The organism is Streptomyces mangrovi, assembly GCF_900114215.1.
GTDB lineage: Bacteria > Actinomycetota > Actinomycetes > Streptomycetales > Streptomycetaceae > Streptomyces > Streptomyces barkulensis.
Genome location: NZ_FOSG01000031.1, coordinates 1 through 12500, shown reverse-complemented (window position 1 = coordinate 12500; position 12500 = coordinate 1). Strand labels below are relative to the sequence as shown.

The window sequence follows — 12500 nt, the reverse complement described above, 5'->3', positions numbered from 1 at the left end:
TCCGTCGGCTGTTCGCCACCCCAGCCTAACCGGCTACCGCGGGATAGGGAGTTGCCGCCTTCGCGACTAACCCTTAAAGTCGCTTTCAACGGTTAGCCCAGGATGGCCCCGGGCTCCGTTCTGGAGGTGCTTCGCCATGTCCGCCACCGCCGCCCCCGCCGCACTGCAGACCGGACACATCGGTCTGAACGTCACCGATCTGGAGCGTTCGCTGGACTTCTACCGGAAGGTCTTCGGCTTCGAGGTGCAGGGAGAGGGCCGCGAGCCCGGCCGCGCCTTCGCCTTCCTCGGCCGCGAGGGCCGCCTGATGGTGACCCTGTGGCAGCAGAGCGGGGGCTCGTTCGCCACCGGCCTGCCCGGCCTGCACCACCTGTCCTTCCAGGTGGAGACGGTCGAGGAGGTGCGCGCGGCCGAGGAGGTGCTGCGCGGTCTGGGAGCGGAGTTCGCCTACGACGGCGTCGTCCCCCACGGCGAGGGCGCCGCCTCGGGAGGGATCTTCTTCATCGACCCCGACGGCATCCGGCTGGAGATCTACGCCCCGACCGGCGCCGACTCCGCCACGGCCCCTGTTTCCTCCGCTCCCACCTGCGGTTTCTTCTGATCCGCCGGCGTACGGCCGGGTGGCCGCAGCAGATCTGGTCAGAGAGCTGTGGCCACCCGGCCGTCCCGTCCCGTCCCGTCGCACCGAACCGCACGATCCGAGGAGTGACCACCGTGAACAGCCCCTACCACCGCGGCGAGCGCGAGGCCCAGGAGCGCGCGGGCCTGCGCAGGAAGGCCGAGATCTCCGGGCGCGCGATCCGCGGCACCGTGCCGCCCGTCGCGGCCGCCTTCCTCACCGAGCAGCGCCTGCTGGTCGCCGGGGCCGCCGACGAACGCGGGGATGTGTGGGCCACCGTGCTCACCGGCCCGGCGGGGTTCCTGTGCGCCGAGGGCGAACGCAGCCTGTCCGTCGCGGCCCGCCCGGCGCCGGCCGACCCCCTGGCGTCCGTCCTGGAGCGCCCGGCCCGTCTGGGGATGCTCGCCGTCGACACCGCCACCCGGCGGCGGATGCGGATGAACGGCACGGCGCGCCCGGAGGGCGGCGGGCTGCTCGTCGACCTCGACCAGGTGGTGGCCAACTGCCCCAAGTACATCCAACGGCGAACCCCGCCGACGGCGGATTCGGGTACGCCCTCCGCACCTCTCGCCGCACGGCCGGCCCGGGTCAGCCGCGGCGACCGCCTCGACGACGGGCAGCGGCGCCTCCTGGCCCGCGCCGACACCTTCTTCGTCGCCACCGCCGACGAGCACGGCCGGGCCGACGCCTCCCACCGGGGCGGCAACCCGGGCTTCCTCCAGGTCCTTTCGCCCACCCGGCTGCGCTGGCCGGACTACACGGGCAACGCGATGCTCCTGACCCTGGGGAACCTGCTGGTCAATCCCAGGGCGGGCCTGGTGGTGCCGGACTACGCGACCGGCACCACCCTCCACCTCACCGGCACCGCTCGGATCACCTGGGGCGCGGGACGCGCCGGGGGTCCGGGGGGCGCGGAGACCGGCCGCACGGTCGAGTTCACCGTCACCGGCGTCACCGAGCTTCCCGGTACCCTGCCCGCCGGGTGGAGCCCACCGGAGTTCTCACGCTTCAACCCTCCCGTGCCCGGGGTCGTTTCGGCGAACGCGGCCTGATGCCGCGTCAGGTGCGTGCGCGCCCGCGCTTCGGGCGGCACAGCGCGGCGAAGCAGGCGATCGCGGCGAGCGCGCACACCAGTTGCACCACCGCCATCGGCACGGCGGTGTGCTCGCCCGCGACGCCCACCAGCGGGGAGGCGATCGCGCCGATCAGGAACTGGGAGGTGCCCAGCAGGGCCGAGGCGGAGCCCGCGGCGTGCGGAGTGCGCATCAGACCCTGGGAGTTGGCGTTGGGCAGTACCAGCGCCATGGCGGACATCAGCACGAACAGGCCGGCGGAGACGGGCAGGAGCCCGGCCTTCCCCAGCAGGCCGGAGGTCATCACCAGCAGGGCGGCGGCCGAGAGCGCGATCACGCCCAGGCCGACGGCGATGACGCGGTCCAGGGAGACGCGGCCGACCAGGATCTTGCCGTTGATCTGGCCGAAGGCCACCAGGCCGATGGAGTTGACCATGAACAGCAGGCTGAACGTCTGCGGCGAGGCGCCGTAGATCTCCTGGATGACGAACGGCGAGGCCGCCACGTAGGCGAACAGGGCCGCGAAGCCGAAGCTGCCCACCAGCAGATAGCCGGTGAAGGCCCGGTCGGCGAAGAGGCCGCGCATGGTGCGCAGGGCGTCGGCCACGCCGCCGCCGTGCCGCCGCGCCGGGGGCAGGGTCTCCGGCAGCCGCCAGGCGGTGACGAGGGTGAGGACGAGGCCGAAGGCGGCGAGCACGAGGAAGACGCCGCGCCAGTCGGTGAACCGCAGCACCTGCCCGCCGAAGACGGGCGCCAGGACGGGGGCGGCGCCGGAGATCAGCATCAGGGTGGAGAAGAAGCGGGCCATGGCCAGCCCGTCGTACAGGTCGCGCACGACCGCCCGGGCGATCACGATGCCCGCCGCCCCCGCCAGGCCCTGCAGCAGGCGGAAGGCGGTCAGGGAGTGGATGCCCGGCGCCAGCGCGCAGGCGGCGCTGGCCAGGACGTAGCCGACCATGCCCGCCAGCAGCGGGCGGCGGCGGCCGAAGCGGTCGCTCATCGGGCCGATGACGAGCTGGCCGGCGGCCAGGCCCAGCAGGCAGGCGGTGAGGGTGAGCTGGACCTGGGCGGCCGGGCTGCCGTAGGCGGTGCCGACGTCGGGCAGCGCCGGGAGGTACATGTCCATCGACAGCGCGGGAAGGGCGGTGAGGCCGCCGAGGATGAGGGTGATCAGCAGCCCGGCGCGGGCGGGGCCGGTGGGCCGGGCCCGCTGCGGGGCGCGGTCCGCTCCCCGCCCGGACTTCAAAGGGCCGGACTTCGGGGAACCGGAGTCCGGGGAACCGGACTTCGGCGGTCCGGGCTCCCGGGAGCCGTGGGCCAAGGGCGCGGGGAGTTGCTGGGGTATCTCGGTTTCGGCGGCGGCGGCCGGGGACGGGCCGGGGTCGGTCATTCACCTCTCCAGATTCGACGGAACCGTCCAATCATCCCAGGTTTCCCGACCCCGGCGCACCCCCTTTGTTCAGTATCCGGACAAAACCGCCCGGCGAATCCACCGGGCCCCGGATCACGCCGGCAGCAGCCCCGGCTCCCCGGCGGGCGAGACGAAGGACGCCGCGGTGGTGACCGGCGCGCCCGGGGTGGTCACGGCGGAGACCGTGCGGTAGTCGGCGCGCAGCCGCTCGCGGTCCAGGCCGAGCATCACGTAGCCGCGCCGCCCGTTGTAGTAGCGCATGTGCGGGTTGGCGGTCATCAGCGTCCGCCAGTTGGCGGGCCGCTCCGCGCCGTCCCGGCCGCTGGAGATGGAGGATGTGACGATCTCCACACCGGCGGTGCGCGAGTCCGGGTCGTCGAAGTCGCGCTTGACGTCCAGCCCGTAGTGGACGTGGACGTCGCCGGTGAGGACGACGAGGTTGTCCACGCCGGCCGCCTCCGCGCCCGCCAGGAAGCGCTCGCGGGCGCCGGGGTAGCCGTCCCAGGCGTCCATGGAGACCGGCCAGGGGCCCTCGATCCGGTTGCGGCGGCGGGAGAGGACGACCTGCTGCGGCACCACGTTCCACAGCGCCCGCGAGCGGCGCCAGCCGTCGGCCAGCCAGCGCTCCTGGGTCGCGCCGAGCATGGTGCGCGAGGGCTCCTGCGACTCGGGCGTGGGCACCTTCCAGCCGTCGCCGTTCGCCTGGTTGTCGCGGTACTGGCGGGTGTCGAGCACGTCGAGCTGCGCCAGGCGGCCGTAGTGCAGCCGCCGGTAGAGCCTCAGGTCCGGGCCCTGGGGGCGCTGGGGGCGGCGCAGCGGCATGTTCTCGTAGTACGCGCGGTAGGCGGCGGCGCGGCGGATGAGGAACTCCTCCGGCGGCACGTTGTTCTCCGGTATGCCGCCGGCGTAGTTGTTCTCCGTCTCGTGGTCGTCCCAGGTGACGATCCACGGGTGGGCGGCGTGGGCGGCCATGAGGTCGGGGTCGGTCTTGTAGAGGGCGTACCGCAGCCGGTAGTCCTCCAGCGTCACCGTCTCCCGGGCGAACACCTCCGGCAGTGTGCGGTCGGTGTACTTCCGGTCGCCGCCGGCGGAGTCGACGGCGTACTCGTAGAGGTAGTCGCCCAGGTGGAGGACGGCGTCGACGTCCTCCTCGCGGGCCAGGTGGCCGAAGGCGGTGTAGTAGCCCTGGTGGTAGGCCTGGCAGGAGGCGAGGGCGAAGTTCAGCGAGGCGGGCACCGCGCCGGGCGCGGGGGCGGTGCGGGTGCGGCCGGCGGGGCTGATCCAGCGGCCGGCGCGGAAGCGGTAGTGGTAGTCGCGGCCGGGGGCGAGGCCGCCGGCCTCCACGTGCACGGTGTGGTGGAACTCGGGGTGGGCGAGCGCGGCGCCGCGCGCGACCACATGACGGAAGCGCTCGTCGCGGGCGATCTCCCAGCCGACGGTGACGCGCTCGGCGGGCAGCCCGCCGTCCGGCTCGTACGGCCTGGGGGCCAGGCGGGTCCACAGCACCACGGAGTCGTGGCGCGGGTCTCCGGAGGCGACGCCCAGGGTGAAGGGGTCGCCCGTGATCCGGGCGGGGTCGAGGGCGGGGGCGGCGTGGGCGGTGGAGGGCAGGTTGGTGCTCAGGGCCAGGGCGGCGGCGGCCCCGGTGACGGTCAGGAAGCGGCGGCGGCCCAGGTGGCGTGCGGCGGCTCTGAGTTCTGCGTCGGCGCTCGGTGAGTGCGTCATGCGCATGATTGGAGCGTTCCGGGGCGGCGGCGCGGCGGCAACACGTTGGCGCGTACACGACGCTTTTATGGCGGGCGGGTGACGCGAACCGTGCGGCGGGACGCGTTCCGCTCCGCGCGGGCGGTGCGGAATACGGGCCGGGCGGCACGGGGTTGGGCCGGGCATGACCACCACGGAGACGGGGTCCGGGGCCCCGGACGTACTGCGCTACACGGCCTTCTCATCCGACCCGGACGGCGGCAACCCGGCCGGAGTCGTCCTCGACGCGCGCGGCCTGGACGAGGCGCGGATGCTCGCGATCGCCGCCGAGGTCGGCTACTCGGAAACGGCCTTCCTCACTCCCCTGCCGGACGGGGACGGGGGCCCGGGCACGGAGGCGGCGCCGGGGCGCGGTTTCACCGTGCGGTACTTCAGCCCCGCCGCCGAGGTGTCCTTCTGCGGGCACGCCACGGTGGCCGCCGCCGTCGCGCTCGCCGAGCGGATCGGACCGGGCGAGCTGGTCTTCGCCACCCCGGCCGGGGCCGTGCCCGTCACGGTCGCCGAGGACAACGGCGGCGGCCTGCGCGCCACGCTGACCAGCGTCGAGCCGTACGTGGCGGAGATCGGCGGGGGCGACCTGGCCGAGGCGCTGGCCGCGCTCGGCTGGCAGCCCGGCGAGCTGGACCCTTCGCTGCCCGCCCGCATCGCCTACGCCGGGGCCCGGCACCTGGTGCTCGCCGCCGCGACCCGCGAGCGGCTGGCCGCGCTGGACTACGACTTCGAGCGGCTGCGGGCGCTGATGCTGCGGCTGGACCTGACCACCGTCCAACTGGTGTGGCGGGAAGGGGACTCGGGCGGCGGGACGGGCACGGGGCCGGGAGCGGTCTTCCACGTCCGCGACCCGTTCCCGGTCGGAGGCGTGGTGGAGGATCCCGCCACGGGGACGGCCGCGGCGGCTTTCGGCGGGTATCTTCGCGCCCTGGGCCTGATCACCGCGCCGGCGGTGATCACCCTCCACCAGGGGCACGACATGGGCCGGCCCGGAGTGCTGGAGGTCGGGCTGCGCGAGGACGACCCGCGTGTGCGGGTGTCGGGAGCGGCGGCCCGCATCGGGTGATGCGGGGAACCGAGGGAAGGGACGGACGGAGCATGGGCGAGCCGGGCGGACAGGCCAAGGCACCGGACGCGGAGCAGGGCGTGCGGGGCGTGCAGGGCGCGAACTTCGGCGCGTACCAGAGCGAGATCTACCTGAACGGCCTGGGCGGGCAGCTCCCGCCGTTCACCACCGACCTCACCGCCCTGGAGGCCTCGGCCCGCGAGCGGCTGGAGGACGGGCCCTTCTGGTACGTGGCCGGGGCGGCCGGGTCCGGCGCGACGGACCGCGCCAACCGGGAGGCGTTCGACCGCCGGCGGATCGTCCCGCGCATGCTGCGCGACGCGACGGCGCGCGATCTGAGCACCACCGTGCTGGGCACCGGGATGCCCGCGCCCGTGCTGCTGGCGCCCATCGGTGTGCAGTCGATCGTCCACCCCGACGGCGAACTGGCCACCGCGCGGGCCGCCTCCGCCCTGGGCGTGCCCATGATCCTGTCCACCGCCTCCTCCCACACCATCGAGGAGGTCGCGCGGGCGAGCGGCGACGGGCCGCGCTGGTACCAGCTGTACTGGCCGAACGAGGACGAGGTCTGCGTCAGCATCCTGAAGCGGGCGAAGGCGGCGGGCTTCACCACGCTCGTGGTCACCCTCGACACCTGGACCCTGGCCTGGCGCCCGCACGACCTGGACCTGTCCTACCTGCCGTTCATCCGGGGCGTGGGCACGGCGATCCCCTTCTCCGACCCGGCCTTCCTCGCCGGGCTGGACAAGTCGCCGCAGGAGGACCTGATCCCGGCGGTGCTGCGCTGGGTGCCGATGTTCACCGGCACCGACAAGTCCTGGGACCGGCTGCCGTTCCTGCGCGAGCACTGGGACGGCCCCATCGTCCTCAAGGGCGTCCAGCACCCGGACGACGCCCGGCGGGCGGCCGCCGCCGGCATGGACGGCATCGTGGTCTCCAACCACGGCGGCCGGCAGGTGGACGGCGCGGTGGCCTCCCTGGACATGCTGCCGGAGATCGCCGAGGCGGTCGGTGACCGGATCGAGGTGCTGTTCGACTCCGGGGTGCGCACCGGCGCGGACGTCCTCAAGGCGCTGGCGCTGGGCGCGCGGGCGGTGCTGGTCGGTCGCCCGTACGCCTACGGTCTGGCACACGGCGGCGAGGAGGGCGTACGGCATGTGCTGCGCTCCCTGCTGGCCGATCTGGACCTGACGCTGGGGCTGTCCGGCCACCGCACGCCGGCGGAGCTGTCGCCGGATTCGCTGCGGCGCGCCTGAGCGCGGCGGGCCCGCCCGGTACCTGAGAAGCCGCCCGGCCGCCGCGGTCTCCCCGCGGCGGCCGGGCGGCCCGCTGTCCGTGGACGTGCTCGGCCGGCTCCGTCAGGCGTGCTCCCGCCGGCGGTACAGCAGCGCCGTGACGACCATGCCGGCGGCGAAGAAGCCCGCCGCCCACCCGTAGGCGGCGGAATAGCTCTCGATCCCCGCCTGGGCCACCAGTTCCGGGGTGGGCCTGTGTCCGGCGAGGTGGTCCCGGGCAGCACCCGCGGCGACCGTGGACAGCAGCGCGATGGAGAGCGAACCGCCCACCTGCTGCATCACGTTGATGCTCGCCGAGGCCGCTCCCGCATCCCGCGGGTCGACCCGCGCGGTGCCCAGGCTCATCGCCGGGGCGAGCACGAGGCCGATTCCCAGCCCCATCACGAACACCGGGGGCAGGATCTGAGTGAGATACGAGCTGCCCGCGTCCAGGGGTGTGAGGAAGGCCAGGCCGAGCGCGGACACCGCCATGCCCGCCGACACCACCACCCTGGGGCCGAAGCGGGGCATCAGGGCGTTGCCCGCGCCGATCGCGGTGATCATGATGCCGGTGTTCATGGGCAGGAAGGCGAGACCGGTCTGGATGGGCGAGTACCCCAGGTCCTGCTGGAGGTAGAAGGTCAGGAACAGGGGCGCTCCGAAGAGGCCGGCGCCGGAGACCAGCAGAGCGGCGAAGGAGGCGCCGCGGTCGCGGTCGAGGAGGATCCGCAGGGGCAGGACGGGGTTGGCCGCCCGGGTCTGCCAGAAGGCGAAGACCGCCAGCAGCACGGCGCCCCCGGCCAGGAAGCCCCAGGTGGGCAACGAACTCCACGCGTGCGTCTGGGCGTTGGCGAAGCCGTAGACCACGCAGAACAGCGCGGCGGTGACCAGGAGGCTGCCGGGCAGGTCGAGCCGGTCGCGCTGCTCGGCACGGTCGTTGCCCCTGATGTACGCGAACGTGCCGGCCAGGGCGAAGACCGCGATGAACAGGTTCACGTACAGGCACCAGCGCCACTCCAGGTACTCGGTGAGCACCCCGCCCAGCAGCAGGCCGATCGCCGCGCCGGCTCCGGTGATGGCGCCGTAGACGCCGAAGGCCCTGGCCCGCTCCCTGGGATCGGTGAAGGTGATGTTGAGCAGGGCCAGGCAGGCCGGGGCGACGAGCGCGCCGAAGACTCCCTGCAGCGCCCGGGCGGCCACCAGCACCTCCAGGCTGTCGGCGGCTCCTCCCACCGCGGAGGCGAGGCCGAACCCGGACAGGCCGATCACGAACGTGGCCTTGTGACCGAACAGGTCGCCGACACGGCCGCCGATGAGCAGCAGGCTGCCGAAGGCCAGCGAGTAGGCGGTGATGACCCACTGGCGGTTGTCGTCGGAGAAGCCCAGGTCCTGCTGCGCCGAGGGCAGTGCGATGTTGACGATGGTCACGTCGAGGATGACCATCAGCTGTGCCAGTCCGATGACGGCCAGGACCAGCCAGCGGCGGGCGGACGCGGCAGGGCTCGGCGCGGGGCCGCCGGCCTCTCCCGCGGTGCCCGCCTCGTCGACGGTGGACTCAGACACGACTGCCGGCACTCCCCGTCGCGCTCGAGGCGGCACGGGATCCGATCACCTGGTCTATCAGGCCGTACTCCAGCGCCTCCGGGGCCGTCATGACGTGGTCGCGGTCGATGTCCTCGTGCACCTGCGCCACGTCCCGCCCGGTGTGGAGGGCGAGGATCTCCTCGAGCTGGTCGCGGACTCGCTGGATCTCGCGGGCCTGGATCTCCAGGTCGGAGACCTGCCCCTGCTGCCCCTGGCTGTACGGCTGGTGCAGCAGGACCCTGGCGTTGGGCAGCGCCATGCGCTTGCCGGGGGTGCCGGCGGCCAGCAGCACGGCCGCGGCGGAGGCCGCCTGGCCCATGCAGACGGTCTGGATGTCCGGCTTGACGAACCGCATCGTGTCGTAGATCGCCGTGAGCGAGGTCAGCGAGCCGCCGGGGGAGTTGATGTAGAGGGATATGTCCCGGTCCGGGTCGGCCGACTCCAGGCACAGCAGCTGGGCCATGATGTCGTTCGCCGACACGTCGTCCACCTCGGACCCGAGGAAGACGATGCGCTCCTCGAAGAGCTTGTTGTAGGGGTCGTACTCGCGGGTGCCGTTCGTGGTGCGCTCGACGAAGCGCGGGACCACGTAGCGGGCCTGCGGCGTGCTGGGAGCTGCCATGGTGCCTTGTCCTCCGGGGCTGGGCGATGGGGTGCGCGGCGTTCCGCGGGAGGGGCGGAGCTCTGGGGCCGGGGCACGGACACGGGAGGAGCCCGGCCCCCAGAGCTCCGCCCCTCCCGCGCCTGTGTCAGTGCGCTGCGGTGCCCCCGCCGCCGGGCATGCCCGCGGTCGACCCCATCACCTCGTCGATGAGGCCGTACTCCTTGGCCTGCTGCGCGGTGAACCAGCGGTCGCGATCGGAGTCCTTCGCGATCTTCTCGACCTCCTGGCCGGAGTGCTGGGCGATGAGCTCGGCCATCTCCTTCTTCGTCCTCAGCAGATGCTCCGCGTAGATCTTGATGTCACTGGCGGAGCCCGCCAGGCCGGCCGAGGGCTGGTGCATCAGGATCTTCGTGTGCGGCAGCGCGAACCGCTTGCCCGGCGTGCCGGTGGTGAGGAGGAACTGCCCCATGGAGGCACAGAATCCCATGGCGATCGTCACGACGTCGTTCTTGATGTACTGCATCGTGTCGTAGACGGCCATGCCCGCGGTGACGGAACCGCCGGGCGAATTGATGTAGAGGTAGATGTCCTCCTCGGAATCGGCGGCGAGCATCAGCAGCTGAGCTGTGATCTTGTTCGCGATATCGTCGTCGACCTGCTGACCGAGGAAGATGATTCGGTCCTTCAGGAGCCTGCCGTATACCTGGTCTCCGATTCCCCATCCGGGTGCGGAGCCGGCGTCGGCTCGTAAGTAATTCGCCGCCGGGTCCGACTCCAGAGCATCCCTGCGATAAGTCACTGAACCCCCAGTTGGTTTCGCGGGCGGCGGGAGGCGCTCGGTTGGACCGGAAGCCGCCAACTCGCTTGCCGTACAGTACTTTTGAGGACCGTAGCACGCACGCCGAAACTTCCCCAGTCAGGTCTGCGCATCGTTCGCTCAGAGCGCACACGAGGTACGGGATTAAACATCTCCCACGCCGCGGTCATCCCCGTGCGGGTGTTCGACCGTTGTGGTTAACTGGCGAGACAACTGATGGGCAGATGCTAAGGGGGAAGCAGGTGTCGGTCGATGATCATCGCAGACGTGAACGCGCACACTTCCTACGCAAGCGACGCGAGAAGGTCATGCCGGTTGACGTCGGGTTACCGGGGGGAGTGCGGCGCAGGACACCGGGGTTGCGCCGTGAGGAGGTCGCCGTACTGGCGGGCGTCAGTCCCACTTGGTACACCTATCTGGAACAGGCCCGGGACATCTCACCCTCACCCGAGGTCCTCGACAACCTGGCCAGCGTCCTGGGGCTCAATACCTACGAGCGCCAGTACCTGCACAATTTATCACGCGAGAAGACCGGCGAAGAACCGGGGTTGGAGCGACTGCCCGAATTCCAGGCCCTCCTGGACGATGTCACTTTCTCCATAAACCCCATTCCCTCCTATCTCTGCTCCTATTCCGGCGATCTGCTCAGCTGGAATCCGGCCGCCGCCGAATGGCTGACCGACTTCGGTAGCCTTCCGGGGAATCGGCGCAACATCCTGATGTGGATGATGACCGACGAGGCGGCACGCGAACGCTTCGTCGACTGGGCGGCCCAGGCCCGGCACCTCGTGGCCCGCTTCCGCGCGGAGGTGGTGTACTGCTACGAGTCCCCGCGCGTCACCGAGATCGTCAGGCAACTGTCCGAGGATAGCCCGCTCTTCCGCCGGTGGTGGGAGGAGCACCAGGTCACCGGCCCGCAGAGCGCCGCGTACCTCATGCACCGCCCCGGCCGCGGTGCCGTCGCCGTGCGGACCGTGGAACTGCTCTACCGGGAGGCCTCCGGCTCCCGCGCCAAGCTGACCGTCCTCACACCCGCCGGGGACGCGCCCCGGCTCGGCGCGCATCGCGAGCTGTCGCCGGGAGCGGGCCGGGAGCACCCGGCCGTCCCCGCCCCCGGGTGAGACCGGTGGACCGGTGACAGGGTCCGGCGCTCCGCGACGGCGGGGCGTCGGGCCCTGTCCCGTTCCGGCTCAGTCCTCCCTCGGTCCGGACCCCCCGGCCGCCAGTTCCTCCGCCAGGTACCCGGCCAGCGCCTCGACCGTGGGGAAGTCGAACATCAGCGAGCCGGGCAGACTCAGACCGGTCGCGGCGTTGAGCCGGTTGCGCAGCTCGACCGCCATCAGCGAGTCCACGCCGAGGTCCATCAGCTCCTCGTCGACGGCGACCTCCTCCGGCGAGTCGTGGCCGAGGACCTCCGCGACGTGGCCGACGACCAGGGACAGCACCTCCTGCGGGTCCGGCGGGCCGGTGACGGCGGGACCGGCGGTTCCGCCGTCACCGTCCGTCTCGTCCGTCTCGTTCGTCTCGTCCGCCGCCCTCGTTCCACCGGACACCGGCAGCAGACCGGCCAGCATCGGCTGCAGCATGCCGGAGACCGCCCGGTCCCGCAGCGCCCCGGAGTCGAAGAGGGCGGGCGCCAGCTGCGGGGAGGGCAGGGCGAGGGCGGAGTCGAGCAGTGCCAGCGCCTGCTCGGCCCGCATGGGCAGGATCCCGGTGCGGCTCATACGGGCCCGGTCCACCTCCGACAGTTCACCGGTCATCCCACTGCTCTGCCCCCACAACCCCCACGCCAACGACACCGCCGGCAGACCCTCCGCCCGACGCCGCACCGCCAACGCGTCCAAAAACGCGTTCGCCGCCGCATAATTCGCCTGCCCCGCCGTCCCCAACGTCCCCGCCACCGACGAGAACAACACGAACGCCGACAGACCCATCCCCCGCGTCAACTCATGCAGATGCCACGCCGCATCCACCTTCGGCCGCAACACCCCCTCCACCTGCCCGACCGTCAACGACTCCACCGTCGCATCCGCCAACACCCCGGCGGTATGCACCACCGCCGACAACGAACGCCCGGCCAGCAACCCGGCCACCGCCCCCCGATCGGCGACATCACAGGCGGCCACCTCCACCTCCGCCCCCAACCGGCCCAACTCCGCCACCAACTCGCCCGCCCCCGCAGCCTCCCGACCCCGACGACTGACCAGCAACAGACGCCGCACCCCATGCACCACCACCAGATGCCGCGCCACCACACCCCCCAGCGTCCCCGTCCCACCGGTCACCAGCACCGTGCC

At 72.4% G+C, this 12500-nt stretch carries 11 protein-coding genes; 5 read left to right on the top strand and 6 right to left on the bottom strand.

Features of this window, described 5'->3' with window-relative positions:
* The first annotated feature begins 136 nt into the window (after positions 1-136).
* Together BM237_RS27105 and BM237_RS27100 are read left to right on the top strand one after the other, a co-directional pair.
* Positions 137-601 carry a VOC family protein gene (locus tag BM237_RS27105; RefSeq protein WP_093852385.1) on the top strand — a complete coding sequence of 155 codons (465 nt, stop codon included), beginning with the start codon at positions 137-139 and terminating at the stop codon, positions 599-601.
* Positions 602-705: 104 nt separating this feature from the next.
* Positions 706-1671, top strand: a complete 966-nt coding sequence (locus BM237_RS27100; RefSeq protein WP_245794071.1) for a pyridoxamine 5'-phosphate oxidase family protein — start codon at positions 706-708, stop codon at positions 1669-1671.
* A gap of 7 nt (positions 1672-1678) precedes the next feature.
* Here BM237_RS27100 and BM237_RS27095 read toward each other — a convergent pair whose 3' ends face one another.
* Complete coding sequence (locus BM237_RS27095) at positions 1679-3082, bottom strand: multidrug effflux MFS transporter (protein WP_093852383.1); 1404 nt, start codon at positions 3080-3082, stop codon at positions 1679-1681.
* Between the two features lie 114 nt (positions 3083-3196).
* Positions 3197-4828 carry an alkaline phosphatase D family protein gene (locus BM237_RS27090; protein ID WP_425443745.1) on the bottom strand — a complete coding sequence of 544 codons (1632 nt, stop codon included), beginning with the start codon at positions 4826-4828 and terminating at the stop codon, positions 3197-3199.
* 163 nt (positions 4829-4991) lie between these two features.
* On the opposite strand from BM237_RS27090, the gene BM237_RS27085 reads away from it, so the two are divergent.
* Together BM237_RS27085 and BM237_RS27080 are read left to right on the top strand one after the other, a co-directional pair.
* Positions 4992-5924, top strand: coding sequence for a PhzF family phenazine biosynthesis protein (locus BM237_RS27085; RefSeq protein ID WP_093852381.1), 933 nt, complete (start codon positions 4992-4994; stop codon positions 5922-5924).
* Between the two features lie 32 nt (positions 5925-5956).
* Positions 5957-7180 (top strand): lactate 2-monooxygenase, encoded by a 1224-nt coding sequence (locus BM237_RS27080; protein ID WP_093852380.1) that lies wholly within the window; start codon positions 5957-5959, stop codon positions 7178-7180.
* Positions 7181-7282: 102 nt separating this feature from the next.
* Here BM237_RS27080 and BM237_RS27075 read toward each other — a convergent pair whose 3' ends face one another.
* The 3 genes from BM237_RS27075 to BM237_RS27065 all read right to left on the bottom strand — a co-directional run bounded on the left by BM237_RS27075 (position 7283) and on the right by BM237_RS27065 (position 10164).
* The gene (locus BM237_RS27075; protein ID WP_107415266.1) at positions 7283-8761 is read right to left on the bottom strand and encodes an MFS transporter; all 1479 of its coding nucleotides are present in this window, start codon (positions 8759-8761) and stop codon (positions 7283-7285) included.
* A complete protein-coding gene (locus BM237_RS27070) occupies positions 8754-9404 on the bottom strand; it encodes an ATP-dependent Clp protease proteolytic subunit (protein ID WP_093852379.1) in 651 nt (216 codons plus the stop codon). Before BM237_RS27070 ends, BM237_RS27075 begins: the two co-directional genes overlap by 8 nt.
* A 127-nt stretch (positions 9405-9531) precedes the next feature.
* Positions 9532-10164, bottom strand: a complete 633-nt coding sequence (locus BM237_RS27065; protein WP_093852423.1) for an ATP-dependent Clp protease proteolytic subunit — start codon at positions 10162-10164, stop codon at positions 9532-9534.
* 263 nt (positions 10165-10427) lie between these two features.
* On the opposite strand from BM237_RS27065, the gene BM237_RS27060 reads away from it, so the two are divergent.
* On the top strand, positions 10428-11324 hold the full coding sequence (locus tag BM237_RS27060) for a helix-turn-helix transcriptional regulator (RefSeq protein WP_093852378.1): 897 nt from the start codon (positions 10428-10430) through the stop codon (positions 11322-11324).
* A 69-nt stretch (positions 11325-11393) separates the two neighbouring features.
* Here BM237_RS27060 and BM237_RS27055 read toward each other — a convergent pair.
* Positions 11394-12500 (bottom strand): type I polyketide synthase (locus BM237_RS27055; protein ID WP_139238191.1); only part of this gene is annotated, 1107 nt, incomplete at its 5' end.

Coding starts and splice junctions, on each gene's coding strand:
- BM237_RS27085 (WP_093852381.1), top strand. CDS start 4,992: ATGACCACCACGGAGACGGGGTCCGGGGCCCCGGACGTACTGCGCTAC.
- BM237_RS27080 (WP_093852380.1), top strand. CDS start 5,957: ATGGGCGAGCCGGGCGGACAGGCCAAGGCACCGGACGCGGAGCAGGGC.
- BM237_RS27095 (WP_093852383.1), bottom strand. CDS start 3,082: ATGACCGACCCCGGCCCGTCCCCGGCCGCCGCCGCCGAAACCGAGATA.
- BM237_RS27060 (WP_093852378.1), top strand. CDS start 10,428: ATGCTAAGGGGGAAGCAGGTGTCGGTCGATGATCATCGCAGACGTGAA.
- BM237_RS27090 (WP_425443745.1), bottom strand. CDS start 4,828: ATGACGCACTCACCGAGCGCCGACGCAGAACTCAGAGCCGCCGCACGC.
- BM237_RS27105 (WP_093852385.1), top strand. CDS start 137: ATGTCCGCCACCGCCGCCCCCGCCGCACTGCAGACCGGACACATCGGT.
- BM237_RS27070 (WP_093852379.1), bottom strand. CDS start 9,404: ATGGCAGCTCCCAGCACGCCGCAGGCCCGCTACGTGGTCCCGCGCTTC.